The sequence below is a fragment of the Halovenus marina genome (assembly GCF_051414115.1).
In the GTDB taxonomy this organism is placed as follows: Archaea; Halobacteriota; Halobacteria; order Halobacteriales; family Haloarculaceae; genus Halovenus; species Halovenus marina.
In genome coordinates this window covers 2,552,492-2,569,421 of record NZ_JBLKNZ010000001.1, presented here as the reverse complement: position 1 = coordinate 2,569,421, position 16,930 = coordinate 2,552,492, and the positions used below count along the sequence as shown (strand labels likewise).

Annotated in this window: 13 protein-coding genes and 1 tRNA gene; 6 read left to right on the top strand and 8 right to left on the bottom strand. The window is 64.2% G+C overall.

Annotated features, from left to right (window positions below; all coding sequences use genetic code 11):
- Positions 1-168 precede the first annotated feature (168 nt).
- Positions 169-1,266 carry a copper-containing nitrite reductase gene (gene nirK, locus ACMGFL_RS13025; RefSeq protein WP_436935966.1) on the top strand — a complete coding sequence of 366 codons (1,098 nt, stop codon included), beginning with the start codon at positions 169-171 and terminating at the stop codon, positions 1,264-1,266.
- Positions 1,267-1,377: 111 nt separating this feature from the next.
- Positions 1,378-3,828 carry a heavy metal translocating P-type ATPase gene (locus ACMGFL_RS13020; protein WP_436935965.1) on the top strand — a complete coding sequence of 817 codons (2,451 nt, stop codon included), beginning with the start codon at positions 1,378-1,380 and terminating at the stop codon, positions 3,826-3,828.
- A 12-nt stretch (positions 3,829-3,840) separates the two neighbouring features.
- Here ACMGFL_RS13020 and ACMGFL_RS13015 read toward each other — a convergent pair whose 3' ends face one another.
- Positions 3,841-4,335: a dihydrofolate reductase gene (locus ACMGFL_RS13015; RefSeq protein WP_436935964.1), complete on the bottom strand. Its 495-nt coding sequence runs from the start codon at positions 4,333-4,335 to the stop codon at positions 3,841-3,843.
- Between the two features lie 59 nt (positions 4,336-4,394).
- Here ACMGFL_RS13015 and ACMGFL_RS13010 point away from each other — a divergent pair, with 59 nt between their 5' ends.
- Positions 4,395-6,380 (top strand): hydantoinase/oxoprolinase family protein, encoded by a 1,986-nt coding sequence (locus ACMGFL_RS13010; RefSeq protein ID WP_436935963.1) that lies wholly within the window; start codon positions 4,395-4,397, stop codon positions 6,378-6,380.
- Positions 6,377-7,951: a hydantoinase B/oxoprolinase family protein gene (locus ACMGFL_RS13005; RefSeq protein WP_436935962.1), complete on the top strand. Its 1,575-nt coding sequence runs from the start codon at positions 6,377-6,379 to the stop codon at positions 7,949-7,951. Before ACMGFL_RS13010 ends, ACMGFL_RS13005 begins: the two co-directional genes overlap by 4 nt.
- Before the next feature lie 36 nt (positions 7,952-7,987).
- Here the strand turns inward: ACMGFL_RS13005 and ACMGFL_RS13000 are convergent, their stop codons facing one another.
- Both ACMGFL_RS13000 and thiC read right to left on the bottom strand, forming a co-directional pair.
- A complete protein-coding gene (locus ACMGFL_RS13000; RefSeq protein WP_436935961.1) occupies positions 7,988-8,128 on the bottom strand; it encodes a rubrerythrin-like domain-containing protein in 141 nt (46 codons plus the stop codon).
- A 93-nt stretch (positions 8,129-8,221) separates the two neighbouring features.
- Positions 8,222-9,658 carry a phosphomethylpyrimidine synthase ThiC gene (gene thiC / locus ACMGFL_RS12995; RefSeq protein ID WP_436935960.1) on the bottom strand — a complete coding sequence of 479 codons (1,437 nt, stop codon included), beginning with the start codon at positions 9,656-9,658 and terminating at the stop codon, positions 8,222-8,224.
- Positions 9,659-9,830: 172 nt separating this feature from the next.
- Between thiC and ACMGFL_RS12990 the strand changes: the two genes are divergently transcribed.
- Positions 9,831-9,915, top strand: a tRNA-Ser gene (locus ACMGFL_RS12990).
- Positions 9,916-10,241: 326 nt separating this feature from the next.
- On the opposite strand, the gene ACMGFL_RS12985 is transcribed toward ACMGFL_RS12990, so the two are convergent.
- The 3 genes from ACMGFL_RS12985 to ggt form a co-directional block, all read right to left on the bottom strand.
- Positions 10,242-12,113 carry a DUF2070 family protein gene (locus ACMGFL_RS12985; protein ID WP_436935959.1) on the bottom strand — a complete coding sequence of 624 codons (1,872 nt, stop codon included), beginning with the start codon at positions 12,111-12,113 and terminating at the stop codon, positions 10,242-10,244.
- Between the two features lie 155 nt (positions 12,114-12,268).
- Positions 12,269-12,823, bottom strand: coding sequence for a GMP synthase subunit A (locus ACMGFL_RS12980; RefSeq protein WP_436935958.1), 555 nt, complete (start codon positions 12,821-12,823; stop codon positions 12,269-12,271).
- A gap of 77 nt (positions 12,824-12,900) precedes the next feature.
- Positions 12,901-14,520: a gamma-glutamyltransferase gene (ggt, locus tag ACMGFL_RS12975; protein ID WP_436935957.1), complete on the bottom strand. Its 1,620-nt coding sequence runs from the start codon at positions 14,518-14,520 to the stop codon at positions 12,901-12,903.
- A gap of 190 nt (positions 14,521-14,710) precedes the next feature.
- On the opposite strand from ggt, the gene ACMGFL_RS12970 reads away from it, so the two are divergent.
- On the top strand, positions 14,711-15,781 hold the full coding sequence (locus ACMGFL_RS12970) for a sensor histidine kinase (RefSeq protein WP_436935956.1): 1,071 nt from the start codon (positions 14,711-14,713) through the stop codon (positions 15,779-15,781).
- A 4-nt stretch (positions 15,782-15,785) separates the two neighbouring features.
- Here the strand turns inward: ACMGFL_RS12970 and ACMGFL_RS12965 are convergent, their stop codons facing one another.
- Both ACMGFL_RS12965 and ACMGFL_RS12960 read right to left on the bottom strand, forming a co-directional pair.
- On the bottom strand, positions 15,786-16,229 hold the full coding sequence (locus ACMGFL_RS12965) for a VOC family protein (RefSeq protein WP_436935955.1): 444 nt from the start codon (positions 16,227-16,229) through the stop codon (positions 15,786-15,788).
- A 60-nt stretch (positions 16,230-16,289) separates the two neighbouring features.
- Positions 16,290-16,895 carry a DUF7097 family protein gene (locus ACMGFL_RS12960; protein ID WP_436935954.1) on the bottom strand — a complete coding sequence of 202 codons (606 nt, stop codon included), beginning with the start codon at positions 16,893-16,895 and terminating at the stop codon, positions 16,290-16,292.
- Positions 16,896-16,930 lie beyond the last annotated feature (35 nt).

Below are 16,930 nucleotides of genomic sequence, written 5' to 3'. Positions count from 1 at the left end.
GCGTGCCCGATACTTTCGCCGAAGATATTCGGCCCCGCTGAACTGCTGTCCAGCCCCGAACTCCTATATAAATATTCCGCTGAACATGTTCAACCAGTTTTCTTATGCTTCGGGAAGGCACTCGCCGGTCTATATATGTCTATCACAAACTCACGCCTGTGAAAGCAAATGACTGACTCCAACACTCGACGACGGACGGTCCTCAAAGGGGCAGCAGCGAGTAGCGTGGCCGCACTGGCGGGATGTCTCGGCGGCGGTTCCAGCAACGACGGGCAGGAGAGTCCCGCACCGACTCAGACCCAGCAGGCACAGGACGGACTCGACGAGGCGAAGGAGGTCGACACCGACCGCATCGCCGCAGACCCGACGGACATCCCGGACCCGGTCGACTGGGACGAACCGAAACACCACGACATCGAACTGGTGACAACCGAGGAGACTGCGGAGATCGAACCCGGCGTCACGTTCGACTACATGACCTTCGGCGGGCAGGTTCCGGGTCCGATGATCCGCGTCCGCCGCGGCGACACGATCAATCTCACCCTCACGAACGAGGAGGGCAACTCCAAGCCGCACAACATCGACTTCCACGCGGTGTACGGGCCGGGCGGCGGCGCGGAGGACACGATGGTCGCTCCGGGCGAGAGCGCAACCATCGAGTTCCGGGCGATGTACCCCGGCGTCCACATCTATCACTGTGCGGTGCCGAACCTGGACCAGCACATCAGCGCCGGGATGTTCGGGTCCATCCTAGTCGAACCCGAGGAGGGACTGCCGGAGGTCGACCGCGAACTCTACTTCGGCCAGCACGAGATATACACGAAGGGCGAACCGGGCGAGCAGGGCCACCACGCCTTCGACTACGAGGCGATGGCGAACGAGGAGCCGACCTACGTGGTCGCCAACGGTGAGGCCTACGGGTTCACCCCCGACGGGCCGTACGACCCCATCAATATCCAACAGAGCGAGCGCGTTCGGGTCTTCTTCACGAACGGCGGCCCGAACCTCACGTGCTCCTGGCACGCCATCGGCAACAACTGGACGAAACTCTACCGCGACGGAGACGTGGTCTCCCCGCCCGCGCGGTACGTCGAGACCACGCCGGTCGCACCCGGGACGGTCACCGCCGCGGAGATGGACACGCCGGTTCCCGGCCCGATCAAACTGGTCGACCACGCACTCAGCCGAGTCGCCCGCCGTGGCCGGATGGCGGTGCTCAACGTCCAGGGCGAACCGAACACCGACGTCTTCAACCCGGACCCGTAGCTGAGACGACCCGCCTCCTGTTGCTTTCGGCGATTGTGAGATACCACTCGGAGACGTTCACGAACATGTTCGCGGGCACGGTTTCGGGTCGCGGGCGCAAACGATCGACTGATGAGCACGTGCCATCTCTGTGACCTCCCGACGCCTGACCCGCCAGTCACAGACGAGAGCGTCGCGGGCATCTTCTGCTGTCGGGGCTGTCTGGAGGTGGCGCGGACGCTCGACGACACCGACGAGGTCGATTCGCTCGACCCCGACCGCTCGATCGATCGGGAAATTCCCGACGGTGCGGCAGAGACGTACGTCGCCGTCGAGGGGATGCACTGTACGACCTGCGAGACGTTCCTGGGCATTCGCGGCGAGGAAGTCGCGGGCGTCAACGCCGTCGAGGCAAACTACGCGATGGAGACTGCCCGCGTCGTCTACGACCCCGACGCGATTTCCGAGACTGCACTCCCCGAGGCACTCTCCGGCCGGGGCTACGAGGTTCGGCTCCGCGATGTCGATGCAACGACGGGGCTGGACAGCGATGGCCGGTCACAAGCGGACAGGACCGTCGAGCGTCTGGTCGTCGGCGGCTTCTTTTCGATGCTCGTGATGCCGTGGTACTTCTTCTATCTCTATCCCGGTTACGTCGGTCTCGACACGGGACTGCTCGACGCCAGTTCGACGAGTTCTGTTGGGTTCTACCTCCCGATGGCGGTCGTCGGCGTCTTTGCGGCCGTCGTCGTCTTCTACGCGGGGTATCCCGTTCTCCGGGGTGCGTGGGTGAGCGTCAGGACGCGCCAGCCGAACATGGATCTGCTCATCACGGTCGCGGCGCTCGCAGCCTACGGGTACAGCACAGTCGCGCTCGCGACGGGAAGCACCCACCTCTACTACGACGTGAGCGTCGCTGTCATCATGGTCGTCACGCTCGGGCGCTACTACGAGGGACAGATCCGCTCGCAGGCGACCGAACGGCTCTCAGCGATCACCGCCGCGAGCGTCAGCGAAGCCACCGTCGAAACCGAGAACGGCCACGAGACGGTCGCAGTCGGGAATCTTCAGCCCGGCGACAGGGTGGTCGTCTCGCCCGGCGAGCGCGTCCCGCTCGACGGAACCGTCGTGGATGGCGTCGCGGCCGTGGACGAGTCCGTGCTCACCGGCGAGTCGCTGCCAGTGACGAAAGCACCCGGTGACGAGGTCGTCGGCGGGTCGGTCGTGACCGACGACGCGCTGGTCGTGGCGGTCGGTCCTGAAGCCGAGAGTACCGCAGACCGGATCGCGACTGCGCTGTGGGAGATCCAGACCAGTTCCGCCGGAATCCAGCGACTCGCTGACGGGCTGGCAACCGTGTTCGTCCCGCTCGTGTTGACACTCGGGGTCCTCGTGGCCCTGTGGCAGTTCGTCGCCGGGGCCGCGGTCGGTACCGCACTGCTCGCGGGACTCGTGGTGCTGGTCGTGTCCTGTCCCTGTTCGCTCGGGCTGGCGACGCCGCTTGCCATCTCAGCGGGGTTGCGCGACGCGCTCGCTCGCGGCGTCGTCGTCGCGAACGAGTCCGTCTTCGAGGTTGCTCCAGAGGCAGACGTGGTCGTCTTCGACAAGACGGGCACGCTCACGACCGGCGAGATGGCACTCGAGGACGTGACCGGCCACGACGACACGCTCGAACTCGCCGCCGCGGTCGAACGACTCGCCAGCCACCCGGTCGCGGACGCGGTCGTCGACGCCGCAATCGACGGACCCGACGGGACGGAACTCACCACGGACGGCGGCGTGAGAAGCGACGGATGCGCCACGCAGGCGTCGGACGACGCCCCGACGGAGTCACCTGCTTCGCGACACCTGCCCACTGTCCAGGACTTCACGAGACATCCCGGACAGGGCGTTTCGGGGACCATCGAGGGCACTCGAGTCGTCGTCGGGACGCCGCAACTGGTCACCGAACACTTCGGCGACCTTCCGGAACCGCTCGCACGGCGAGCCGAAACCGTCGACGAGCGCGGGGGGTTGCCGGTCGTCGTCGGGTGGGAGGGCAAAGCCCGGGGCGTGATCACAGTTGCCGACACCGAGCGCGCGGAGTGGGAGACGGCAATCGAGGCCTTCGCGGATCGGGAGGTGGCGGTGCTCACTGGCGACGAGAGCGCGAGCGCCGACCGGTTTCGCGACCACGAGGCGGTCGATTCGGTGTTCGCTGGCGTCCCGCCCGAGGGCAAGGTGGAGACGGTTCGTCGACTCGCTGACTCGGGGACGACCGTGATGGTCGGTGACGGAACCAACGATGCGCCCGCGCTGGCGGCGGCTGATCTCGGCATCGCGATGGGCGATTGCACCGCTCGCGCCGCCGACGCCGCCGACGTCGTCATCACCGACGCCGACCTGACCGCCGTCCCGGACGTGTTCGATCTGGCCGCGAACACGCGACGGCGGATCCGCGAGAACGTCGGCTGGGCGTTTTGCTACAACGGCGTCGCGGTGCCGCTTGCCGTGGCTGGCCTGATCAACCCCCTCTTTGCGGCACTCGCGATGGCCGCGAGCAGTCTCATCGTCGTCACGAACTCGCGACGAGCAGTTCTGTAGAGCCGTCTCGACTCACTCCGCTCTGACCCACTCCTGGAGCGTGTACTCGTCGTACTCCGTTTCCGATTCGAGCGTCCACTCGGATTCGTCGAACTCGGGGTAGTGGGCGTCCCCCTCGTACTCGCCGGGGACGCGCGAGAGGACCATCCGGTCGAGATGGGGTTGAAACAGGTCGTAGACGACGCTGCCGCCGATGACGTAGCCCCGGTCTGCGTCGAGCGATTCGAGAATTTCGATGGCCTCCTCGACGCTTCCGGCCCGATACGCGGTCGGTTCCTCGAATGCAGCCTTCGAGCGACTGAGGACGATCTGAACCCGGCCCGGCAGGTCGTCGCGCATCGACTCGAACGTGCGTCGACCGAGTAGCACCGGGTCGTCGGCGATGCGCGCGCGATACTGCCGTCTGTCCGCGGGGATGCTGGGCCATGGGAGTTCTCCGTCCTCGCCGATGACCCAGTTGTCAGCGACTGCCGCGACGGAGACGAGTTCGACCGACCGGTCGTTCATTCTGTTCTGTCTATTCGTGCACCGACGGCTTTTATTTTCCTCCTGCGCGTTCGGTCGGTATGGAGACGGGCGAGGTTCGGATCGGCGTCGACGTCGGGGGCACGTTCACCGACGTCGTGTTGCTCGCGGGCGAGACGTTGACGACGGCGAAGGTGTCGACGACCGACGACCAGAGCGTCGGCGTCATCGAGGGGATCGAGACCGCCTGTGACCACGCTGGCGTCGACCCGGACAACGTCGACGAGTTCAGACACGCGATGACCGTCGCAACCAACGCCCTGCTCGAAGAAACTGGGGCGACGACTGCGCTCGTCACGACCGCAGGCTTCGAGGACGTTCTCGAAATCGGCCGACAGGACCGACCGAACCTGTACGACCCCTCGGTTCGGGGTCCCGACCCGCTGGTTCCGAGCGAGCGCCGCTACGGGGTCGAGGAACGGGCGACGCCCGAGGGCGTCGAACGGGCCGTCGACACCGACGAGATACGGGCGCTCGCAGAGCGTCTCGACGACGACATCGAGGCGGTCGCGGTGTCGCTGTTGCACGCCTACGCCGTGCCCGACACCGAAAAACAGGTGGCTGCCACCCTCCGCGCGGAACTCGACGCGACGGTGGTCGCCTCCCACGAGACACTCCCGACGTTTCGGGAGTACGAGCGTACGGCGACGACGGTTGCAGAGGCGTTCGTGACCCCGCTGATCGGGCGCTATCTCGGCCGACTGTCAGACCGCGCGAGCGAGCGCGGGTTGCCCGAACCGCGCGTGATGCAGTCGAACGGCGGGATCACGGACGTGAGCGTCCTCCGCGATGGCGCAGTCGAGACGGCACTGTCCGGCCCCGCCGCGGGCGTCGTCGGGGCCGCGCTGTTCGAGGACGACCACGAGGGCGTCATTTCCTTCGACATGGGCGGCACCTCCTCCGACGTGGGACTCGTCCGGGACGGCGAGGTGGAACGAACCACCACCGCCTCGGTCGGAGGGCACCCGGTTCACGTCCCGATGGTCGACATCGAGACGGTCGGTGCTGGCGGCGGGTCCATCACGTGGGTCGACGCTGGCGGCGCACTCAGAGTCGGTCCCGAATCCGCTGGCGCACAACCGGGACCGGTCTGCTACGGTCGAGGCGGAACCCGGCCGACGGTCACCGACGCGAACCTCGTCGCGGGCTATCTCGGTGCGGAACTCGGCAACAGCCTCGAACTCGACGCCGAGGCGGCACACGACGCGCTCTCCGACCTCGCGGCCGAGGCAGACCTCGACGATGCGACGGCGGCGGCACGCGGCGTCATCGACGTCGCGAACGAGCGGATGGCACGAGCGATCCGAACAGTGACGGTCGAACGCGGACACGACCCCCGGGAGTTTGCGCTCGTCGCCTTCGGCGGCGCTGGTCCGATGCACGCCGCCTCGCTGGCCGACAGCCTCGACATCGACACCATCCTCGTTCCGCGCGCGAACGGCGTCCTCTCGGCGCTTGGATTGCTCACTGCTGACGAGCGACACGACGCGGTGCAGACCCACCGCGCCCTCCTGTCGACGCTCGCCACCGAGACAGTCATGCGGCGCTACGACACCCTCTCCGAGCGAGTTCTCGAGGACCTGACGACTCCAGACCGGGCGAGGATTTCCAGAGAGGCGGCGCTTCGTTATCGGGGACAGAGCCACGAACTGACTGTCGCGGCCCCCGACCCCTTCGAGCGCGGTGCCGTCGCCGAACGGTTCCACGCCGCACACGAACGCGAACGCGGCTACCGACTCGACGATCCGGTCGAACTCGTCACACTCCGCGTCACTGCGACCGTTCCCGGGCGCGATCCGACTCTTTCCCACGAAGGAACTACTTCCGATCCGGTCGAGCACCGCGAGGCGTACTTCGACGGGGCGTTTCGCGACACGCCGGTGTACGACCGCGACCGACTTCCGGTCGGGGCGGAGTTTGTCGGGCCAGTGGTCTTCGAGGGCGGGGAGAGTACGGTGGTGGTTCCGCCAGCGTGGCGCGTCGATGTCGACGACCAGGGGACGCTTCGCGTGGAGGTGGACCGATGACTGAGGACGCACAACCGACCGATACGGACGGCGAGTTCGACGCCGTCGAACTGGAGATCATCCGCAACCAACTCGAAAGCGTCGCAGAGGAGATGGGGCAGGTGCTGATCCGGGGCGCGTACTCGCCGAACATCACGGAGCGCCGTGACTGCTCGACGGCGCTCTTTGATGCCCGTGGTCGCATGGTCGCACAGGCCGAACACATCCCGGTGCATCTCGGCGCGATGCCCGAGGCTGTCGATGCGGTTCTGGCGTGTGACCCTCACCCCGGCGATGTGTTTATTCTCAACGACCCGTTCCGCGGTGGGACGCACCTCCCCGACATCACGCTCGTGGCGCCAGTCGCTATCGACGGTGACATCGCTGGCTACGCCGTCTCCCGCGCACATCACGCCGATGTCGGGGGGATGGCACCGGGAAGCATGCCCGCGGGAGCGACCGAAATCCAGCAGGAGGGCGTCCGGATCCCGCCGACTCGACTCGTCTCCGAGGGGGAGTCGGTCGAGGACGTGGAGTCGCTGATCCTCGCGAACGTTCGCAACCGGGCCGAACGAGAGGCTGATCTGCGCGCCCAGCGCGGCGCAAACGAACGGGGACGGCGGCGTCTCGACGAACTGCACGACGAGCACGGCGACCGCTTGTTCGACGCGTTCGACGCCGTCATCGAGTACTCGCGAGAGCGCTTTCGCGCACAGATCGAATCGATCCCGGATGGCGAGTACCACGCGCGGGACGTACTGGAAGGCGACGGCGTCACAGACGAGGATATCCCAATCGAGACGACAGTCAGCATCGACGGCGGCGAGATTACCGTCGACTTCTCGGGGACCGCACCACAGGTTTCGGGCAACGTCAACGCCCCACTTGCCGTCGCAAAGAGCGCGGTGTACTTCGTCTTGCGCTGTGTCACCGACCCCGATATCCCGCCAAACGAGGGCTGTTATCAGCCAGTGACAGTGCATGCCCCCGAGGGATCGCTGTTGAATCCGCGGCCGCCCGCTGCCGTCGTCGGCGGTAATGTCGAGACGAGTCAACGGGTCACCGATGTCGTCTTCGGGGCACTCTCCGATGCCGCGCCTGAGCGCGTTCCGGCACAGGGACAGGGGACGATGAACAACCTCGTCATCGGATCGGACGCGTTCACGTACTACGAGACCATCGGCGGCGGCGCTGGCGCGAATCCTGACTCGGACGGCCGGTCGGCAGCGCAGGTCGGGATGACCAACACCCGAAACACCCCCGTCGAAGCGCTCGAACGCGAGTACCCACTCCGCGTTGAGGCGTACTCGATCCGACGCGGAAGTGGCGGTGACGGCCGCTTCCGCGGTGGCGACGGGCTCGTTCGCTCCATAACGCTCGAAACCGACGCGACCGTCTCGCTGTTGACCGAACGCCGTCGTCATCCGCCCAGCGGCGTCGCTGGCGGGTCGGACGGAACGGTCGGGGAGAACTGGATCGACGACGAATCTGTTCCTTCGAAGGTAACAAGGGCTGTGACCGCCAGGACGACGGTGACTATCGAAACGCCCGGTGGCGGGGGCTACGGTGAACCGAACGAGGACGAAGAGTGACGGCGTTTCTCGCTCGAACGACTGCCGCGTCCGTACTCACAGGTCACGCGAGCGACTGAGGTTGATGAGTTCGCTCCCACACTCATCACAGACTGCCGTCTCGGGGTCCTCGATCCGACCACCGCATTCTGGACATTCGTACAATTCTACGCCTGTCTCGTTGTTGTTTGGTCTCACAGTATCCAATTGCGAAGGATACAGATAAGCTTGCGCCTAAAACACATTAAATGATATAGTTTCAAGGATACCGCAGGGACCGCACAGCTCGGTTCAGTCGTCGCTGTTCGCGTGTTCCGCGTCCGGGTCGGTCCGTGCAGGCTGGTCCGGATCGGAATCGTGCGTTCCGACCGGCGGTCGGTTCACCTCGGCTGCCGCCGTGGTTTCGATATCGGTTTCGTCTGCGATCTCGTTCATCTCGCCGCCGTCGCGCGCGTCCTGGTCGATGCGCATCGAACAGAATTCCGCACCGCACATCGAACAGAAGCGCGCTTCTTTGTAGTTGTCTCCGGGAAGCGTCTGGTCGTGGTACTCCCGTGCCCGTTCGGGGTCGAGCGCGAGTTCGAACTGCTCTGTCCAGTCGAAGGCGTATCGCGCTTCCGAGAGCGCGTTGTCCCAGTTGCGTGCGCCCTCGCGGCCGTTTCCGACGTCGGCGGCGTGGGCGGCGATTCGGTAGGCGGCAAGCCCATCTCGAACGTCCTCGCGCTCGGGCAACCCGAGATGTTCTTTCGGGGTCACGTAACACAGCATGGCCGCCCCGGCCTGTGCCGCAAGCGCCGCCCCGATTGCCGAGGTGATGTGGTCGTACCCCGGCGCGATGTCGGTCACGAGCGGTCCCAGCACGTAGAACGGTGCGCCGTCACAGACATCCTGCTGTCGGCGGACGTTCTCGGCAACCTTGTCCATCGGAACGTGGCCGGGGCCTTCGACCATCACCTGCACGCCCTGACGTTGCCCGACGTCGGTCAATTCCCCAAGTGTGTCCAGTTCCGCGTACTGGGCTTCGTCGCAGGCGTCGGCCAGCGACCCCGGACGCAGCGAATCGCCCAGCGAGACGGTGACGTCGTGTTCGGCGAATATCTCACAGATCCGGTCGAACTCGGTGTACAGCGGATTCTGCTCGCCGTGTTCTTCCATCCACTGCGCGAGGATCGATCCGCCCCGGGAGACGATGCCCGTCTTCCGGCCATCGGTCAGCGGGAGGTGTTCGAGCAGGATGCCCGCGTGGATGGTCATGTAGTCGACGCCCTGCTCGGCTTGCTTTTCGATCACATCGAGCAACAGTTCCGGGGTAAGATCCGCGACAGCATCGACTTGCTTGCGCGCCTCGTAGATTGGCACCGTTCCGACCGGAACCGGAGAGTGGTTAATGTTGGCCTGTCGGATCTCGTCTAGGTCGCCGCCACCTGTCGACAGGTCCATCACTGTGTCAGCGCCGTAGTGAACCGCAGTGTGGAGTTTCTCCAGTTCCTCGTCGATGTCACTCGTCGTCTCGCTCGCTCCGATGTTGGCGTTGACCTTCGTCGAGAACTCCCGGCCGATGATCATCTGGTCGAGCCGGTCGTGACTGTGATTCGCCGGGATCACTGCTTGTCCCGCTGCGACCTGCTCGCGGACGAAGTCGGGATCGACGTTCTCGCGCTCTGCCACGCGCTCCATCGCCTCCGTCACCTGTCCGTCGCGTGCTCGTTGTAGTTGTGTTTCCGACATAATAACTAGGTTGTATAACTAGATTATAAACGTTCCGTCCCGGACAGTGCGTGCGCAGTTTGGACTGGCGGTGGGACGCTCTGACGCCGGCTCTCGGGGCAACGTTTCAGCGCACGCTCGGTGGGTTGCGATCCGAAACGGATAAACGCGGCACCGCGGTACGCACGTATGAGCCGAGGTAGCCTAGCCTGGCCAAGGCGCCTGCCTCGAGAGCAGGTGTCCGAGAGGACTCGTGAGTTCAAATCTCACCCTCGGCGCTTCTCACGAACAGATCGGGAGCGACCGCTGTGCGTGTCGCTCCACTCGTGAGTGAGAACGCCATCGAGATTTGAATGAGAGGAGTCGCAGCCGAGAGCGAAGCGAGCGGATCGTCTTGACGTAGTTCAAATCTCACCCTCGGCGCTTCTGCCCGAACGAGAGTGAGGGCTGTACGTAGAACGTGAATTTGAACGAGACAAGACGCACGCTCGATCAACGGGAGAGACCGTCTCCGCGTAGTTCAAATCTCACCCTCGGCACTTCTGCCCGAACGAGAGTGAGGGCTGTACTCTCTTTCTTGAGAGTCTGAGGAATCGACGCAGATTCAGATGAGCTGTGCCGCGATGATGAACACGAGGACACTCACCAGCAGGACGGCGAGCGTGAAGGTGAGCGCCAGCGCGGTTCCCATCGAGACCAGGGCGTTGGCGTGACTCGCGAGCGTCTCAGTTCGGTCGTTTCCGAACACGGTCACTTCGGTCAGCGTCGACCCGCTGCCGACGTCGACCGGTTCGAGGTCGTCGATCGCTTCGTCGACGAGTTCTCTGATGAGGTCGATGCACTCGTGGGCCGGTATCGCCTCGCCGACCTTGTTCTCGGCATCCACCGTGTTGACGACGTGGGTGTCCGTCGTCATCACTTCGACCAGGTCGACGCGCTCGACGGCTTCGATGATTCGCTCGCGCAGGCCACCCTGGAGGTTGTTGCCGTCGATGAGGATGTACGCGGTGCGGTGGTCGCCGCTCTCGAACACCGCGACGCGAATGCCGAGCGAGCCAAAGCCCTCTTCGATCCCCCAGGGCGTCTCGTCTTCGGCGATACCTAAGGAGAGTTGCTGTTGGTCGGCTTCGGCCAGTCTCGTCCCGAGTTTGCCCGCCCCTTCGATGAGGTCGAACGAGGCCTGGCTTCCGGGTTCGACCAGCCCGATCTCTGCCCTGTCGTACCCGTTGTTGCAGTTGTGCGCGTCGGCCACGAGCACGTCTTCGAGCCCGGCACTGCTCGCTTCCGACCGCGCCGAGAGTCCGACCGAGTACTCGATGTCGTCCGCGCTGTGGGGCGCGTAGGAGTTGACGACCAGCCCCGTCTCGCCGAAGGCAATTCCCGTGAGCGTCGCAGAGCCTTCCAGTTCGCGGATCCCCCGCGTTGCTGTATCAGCGTAGGTTATCTGCTCTTGGACGCTGTTGACGGCGTCACAGATGACGTCGGTCTGTCGCTCGGTGACCGGATTGAAATCGTGACTCGCCGTCGCGTGGGGCGTGAACGCGAGCCCTTCTGTCTGTTCGGCCAGCCGTTCCGGCAGTGCGCCGCCGCCGATTTCACCCATCGGACCAGGGTGAACCATCGGCAGCACGAACTGTGCCTTCTCGGCTCCGTCCTGTGTCTGAAAGGAGACGACGTCGATCGGAACGAGCGCGTCTTCGCCGAGTTTCTCGAAGAACTGTTCGAGCTTCGCCGTATCCTCGGTGAGATGTCCGATGAACCCCCCGATAAAGCTCAACAGCGAGACGCCCATCCCTCGCCGCCAGGGCTGGTCGATACTGCGGATGAACGCGAGCACAGCCACCGCATGGATCACACAGAGGATAGCGAGCAACACGAAGTCAAAGGGGAAGATGCTGTTTCTGAGTTCCGGCGCGGCCGTCTCCGGCCGGGCCAGATACGTCTGGATGAGCGGGCCACCGACTTCCAGATAGTACAGCGTCCCGCTGTAGACAAACAGCATGAACGCCGTCGCCACCGTCTGGACGCTGGCGGGGATGATCGCTCGAACGAGCGACTGCTGTGAGACGGCGAGCAGGACCAGCAACCTGAAGCCGAAAATCGTCGCGAGCGCGATGAGCAACGCGTCGAAGATCAACTGCTGGGTCAGTCCGAACAGAAGCCCCACGATGTTCGCGCCGACCAGCAAGACGATGATGAATATCTCACAGGAGAGCGCGAGCAGTGAGGACCGGTCGCGGGTGAACTGCCCGCCGAGGCGCTGGTCGAGATAGGGGGTGAGAAAGGCGGCAGCGACAGTTGGAATACCGATGTAGAACACGCCCCGATACAGGTCGTCCAGCAGGAACGACGAGTCGAACACGAAGATGCCAGCAAACGCCGCAAATACCAGTGACAGCGTATCGCTCGCGTACCAGCGCGGGGTCACGAAGATGAACCGTGAGAGCCCTGCAAGGGTGCTCCGAGTTGCTGTCATCTATCAAAAGAATACAGTGACCGATATTAAAGATACCCGATCCTCCTTCCCGTCCACGTCTATCGATTCGAATCCAGATCGGAGATATTCGTCTCTCAGTTTGGGTCCGAGACTGGGCATCGCGTTGATCGTTTGATCGTTGAAAGAAGCCGAATTCAGTGCGCGTTGCAGTATTCGATGAAGTTCTCGAACACTTCCTCACCCTCCTCCGTGTGGGCGACTTCGGGGTGCCACTGAACGCCGAACAGGGCACGGTCAGTGTCGCTCATCGCCTCGACGCCACAGACGTCGCTGCGCGCCGTTCGGGTAAAGCCCGAGGGGACTTCCTTGACTTCGTCGGCGTGGCTGGCCCACACGCGGGTTTCGGGTGCGAGCGACCCCACGAGTGGGTCTGTCTCGTCAGTTATCTGGACGGTAACGTCGGCATATCCGCCGTACTCGCCCGGGCCGACTCGCCCGTCGAGTTCCGCTGCGATGATCTGCATCCCGAGACAGATCCCGAAGACGGGGATGTCCAGATCGAGATACGCGGGGCAGTTGCCGATATCCGAAATGTCCGGGCCCCCGGAGAGGACGAGTCCGTCGGCGTCGATGTCGCCAGGCGGCGTCTCGTTGTCGATCAGTTCGACGTCCACGCCCATGTCCCGCAGCGCCCGCTGCTCCAGATGGGTGAACTGGCCGTGGTTGTCCACCACGTCGATGTGTGTCATTAGCCGCTGTATGCGATCCGGAGGTAAATGCTCCCCGTTCTTCGGCAACTGGTCGTGCTCGACGACTCACTCGGTGGTCAGTAGCCCGAGACCTGTCCATCCTTCCGGGGTTCGGTCGCCCCCGAGAGCGTTCCGCCGTCGTTTCGGACTGCCTGCGCGCCGCCGAACTGCGGTGGCGGGTCGATCCGGATGTCGTGGCCCCGGCGCGCGAGTTTCGAGGCGATTCCGTCGGGCATCCGCTCTTCGACTGCGAGCATGCCGCTCTCCCGGTATCGCCACCGCGGTGCGTCGAGCGCGGCCTGTAGCGGCATGTCGTAATCGACGAGATTCGAGATGACTTGCACGTGGCCCTGTGGCTGCATGTACCCGCCCATGACGCCGAAGGCCATCCAGTCGTCCGGGCCGAAGCGCGCAAGCGCCGGGACGAGCGTGTGGAAGGGGCGCTTTTCCGGTTCCAGCCGGTTTGGTCGGTCCGGGTCGAGCGAGAACGACGAGCCGCGACTCTGGAGAGCAATCCCGGTGTCGCCAGCCACGACCCCGCTCCCGAAGCCGGTAAACCGGGAGTTGATAAAGGAGACGAGATTCCCCGCGTCGTCGGCGACTGTCAACAGCACGGTGTCCGCGTCTTCGCCGACCGCTCCCGGCGTCCCGACGGAGACGTCCTGCAGCGGTTCCTCGCCGACCAATTCGGCGCGCTCGCGTGCGTACGGTTTCGTGTGGAGCTTCCTGACCGGTTCTGCTTCGGGGTCGGTGATGTAGTAGTGCCCGTCGACGAAGGCGAGTTTCATCGCCTCAGCGAAGGCGTGGACGCGCTCGGGCGAGTCGTATGGATGCGACCCGGCGTCGATCGCTTCGGCGATGTTGAGTGCTTCGAGAGCGATCTGCCCCTGATTGTTCGGACCGAGCTCGAATATCTTACAGCCGTTGTACGTCGTCGAGAGCGGGTCGACCCACTCGACTTCGAGCTTTTGCAGGTCGTCGACCGTCAGAAATCCGCCCTGCTCTTGCACTTCGGTTGCGATTGCTTCGGCGATGTCGCCCTCGTAGACCACGTCAGCGCCGTCCTCGGCGATGCGGGTGAGCGATTCTCCGAGTTGGGGGAGTCGAACCGTCTCACCGACGCGGGGTGAACGTCCGTCGAACAGGTACGCCTCACGAGCGTTGTCATCGGTGAACAGATCCTCCCCGTGTGTCCACTGGTCAGCGACGACTTCCGTGACGGGATAGCCCTCGGTGGCGTACTCGATTGCCGGTTCGAGCACCGCCGCGAGCGTGAGTCGGCCATGTTTCTCGACGGTCGCTTCCCAGCCTCGCGCGGTACCCGGGACGGTCACGGTGTGCGGGCCTGCTTCCGGCATCGAGACGTCCTCGGGCGCGGCGTCTCGTTCACTCGCGACTGCGTCTCTGACGCGCTCTCTCGTCGCGCCCTTCGGCGAGTGGCCCGTCGCACGCATCGCTCCGACGTCGCCATCTGCTGTCCGATAGCAGGCGAAGGCGTCGCCGCCGATTCCGGTGCTCGTCGGTTCGACGACGTTGAGTGCGGCGGCGGTTGCAACGGCAGCGTCGAAGGCGTTGCCGCCCGCCCGCAGGATAGAAACGCCCGCCTGCGCGGCGAGTGGTTGACTCGTCGCGACAGCGCCGTTCGGCGCGTACACAGTCGACCGGCGTGAACTGAATCTGTCGAGGTCTGGGTCCATAGCCCCCCTTGGATGGACTTGCTCAAACAATTTGCCCCACGTGACAACCTGACGAAAATGTGCTCAGCGTTCACTCTATTCTTCGTAACTATCTCTCGTGTGGCGATTACGCTATGTTTTCTCCGATATCAGATCCGATACTTCGGCCACAACCTCTAAATCAACGATGGGATCAGTATTAGCTGTGGAGATGAGTCTGCGACGGTCTACCTGGAACTCGCTCTCGAAGCGAACGTTGGGTGAGGGATATCTGCTGGTTCTTATCGTCACCATGTTTGTAATTCTTGCAGGGCTGGTTACGCTGGAGGGGCCGTCTTTTGCACTGTGGACACTCCCCGGATTTCTCGCCATTATGGTCCTCTGTGCGGTCGTCTATTTGCTTCGAAGGAGCGAACTCGACAGCAATCAGGTCTGGCGGATCGCTCAGTACGGGGCGGTCGGAACTGGTCTCGTAACGCTCGTTCTCGTTGGTGGACACCTCACGGCTGAACTGTTTCTCCCGTCGCCGGAACTGACCGTCGCGCTGATCGTGATTATTGCTGCAACGACCGGCGCGGGTGCGCTCGTCGGCCTGACCTACGAACTCCACCGGACGACCGAGCGACTCCGCCTCCGCAAGTCAGTGCTCTACCGGGTGCTTCAGCACAACCTCCGAAACGATATGACTGTCGTGCTTGCGCATCTCGACAACGTGCGCGACAGCGTCGACGACCCACAGCGAGCGGAACTCGACAAGGCCGAACAGAAGATACAGGCGCTCGTCGACCTCACCGAGAAGGTCCGTCGGATCAACATCGCCGCGGAGGCGCGCGATTCACAGGCGACGCCGACCGATCTCGTCCCGGTGATCGAAGAACGGATCGAACTGCTCCGCTCGCGGTATCCGGACATCGACGTCACCGTCTCGCTCCCCGACGCCGCGTGGGTGTACGCCGACAGGCAGTTCGGCATCGTCATCGACAACATCGTCGAGAGCGCGCTCATGTACAGCAGAGCGTCGCCGACGCTCCGCGTCGAGGTGACTGCCGAGGACGACACCGTCTGTGTCTGTGTCGTCGATCAGAACCAGACGATTCCGAACGCCGACCTCTCTGCGCTCGAACAGCGAACTGAGGACGTGTTCAACCACGGCTACGGCGTCGAACTCTGGCTTGTGTACTGGCTGACCGAACAGAATGGTGGAACGGTATCGATCGAAGACGATCACGAGACGCGCGCACTCGAAATCGACTTGGACCGTGCGGAGTCGGTCCCCAGATAGCGGTTCACGCACGGGGGTCGAACGGTGCGTTGGTCCCGTCCCACTCGTGGATGTCGTTTTCCGCTCTGGTGTCGAGATACACTTCGAGACCGTTCCCGCTCGGGTCGTCGAAGTACAGCGCCTTGCTGATCCCGTGGTCGACTGGCGAGACAGCCACGTCTCGATCCTGCAGTCGGTCGTAGGTTCGCTCCAGCGCCATCTCGTCTGGAACCTCGAAGGCGGCGTGATAGAGGCCCACACCCGGGCCCGGGTCGGGCGCCGAATCGGGGACGGCCTGCAGCGCAACGTCGTGGTGGTGGTCGCCGTAGGTCAGAAAGGCAAAGGACCCAATCCGCTCCTCGACGGCGAGTCCGAGCACGTCCGTGTAGAACGCAATCGACCGGTCGAGACCCTTGACTTTCAGGTGGACGTGCCCGAGATCAGTCGGATGATTCGTCTCCTGAGACATACCGTTGATCGGTGCTGCCAGCAAAAGGATGTTCGTATCTCACAGACGGTGTTTGCGTTCTCAGCGGTCAGCGCTCCGCTGTGACGCCGACTCGAAGCCCAGTTCCCGCTGTTCCTGGGACCGACGCTGCTCGCGTTCGGCGATTGCCTCCGCATCTGGCGTGGCGTCGTCGTCGATCCGTGCCCACGAATCGTGGACCTTCGCGTGACACCACCGACAGAGATAGACGGTTATCTCGTGGTCGGTGTCGCCCGACCCCTGCGATGATCTGTCCGCATACGAGAGATGGTGCTCCTCTAACAGCGGGCGTGTCTCCTCGTGTGCCAGTCGTACCTCTTCGAGGCCACAGCGCCGACACGCTCGTTCGCGGTTCCGACACCGAAAGTGCGGACAGTCGGCCCACTCCCACGGCCCGGTCGGCCCCGTCTCGTCCGGGTCGCCCGCGACCGGACAGCGAAACTCCTCGGCGCGGCGCTCGTTCGCGAACTGTGGGTCGCGGTCGCTGTGTTCGACCGCGAAGCGACAGCGGCCGTCGTCGGTGAGAAAGTCACACGTCTCGACGACGCTGTATGGGTCCTCGACGCCGACCGAACGCGGGGTGTCTGTCCCCGAACTCGTGGATCTGTCCCCATCTGATCCCGAGCCTGACCCGTCCGACTCGTCCATACGTCCTCTTCGCCCGGACTGACCTTCAGTCTGGC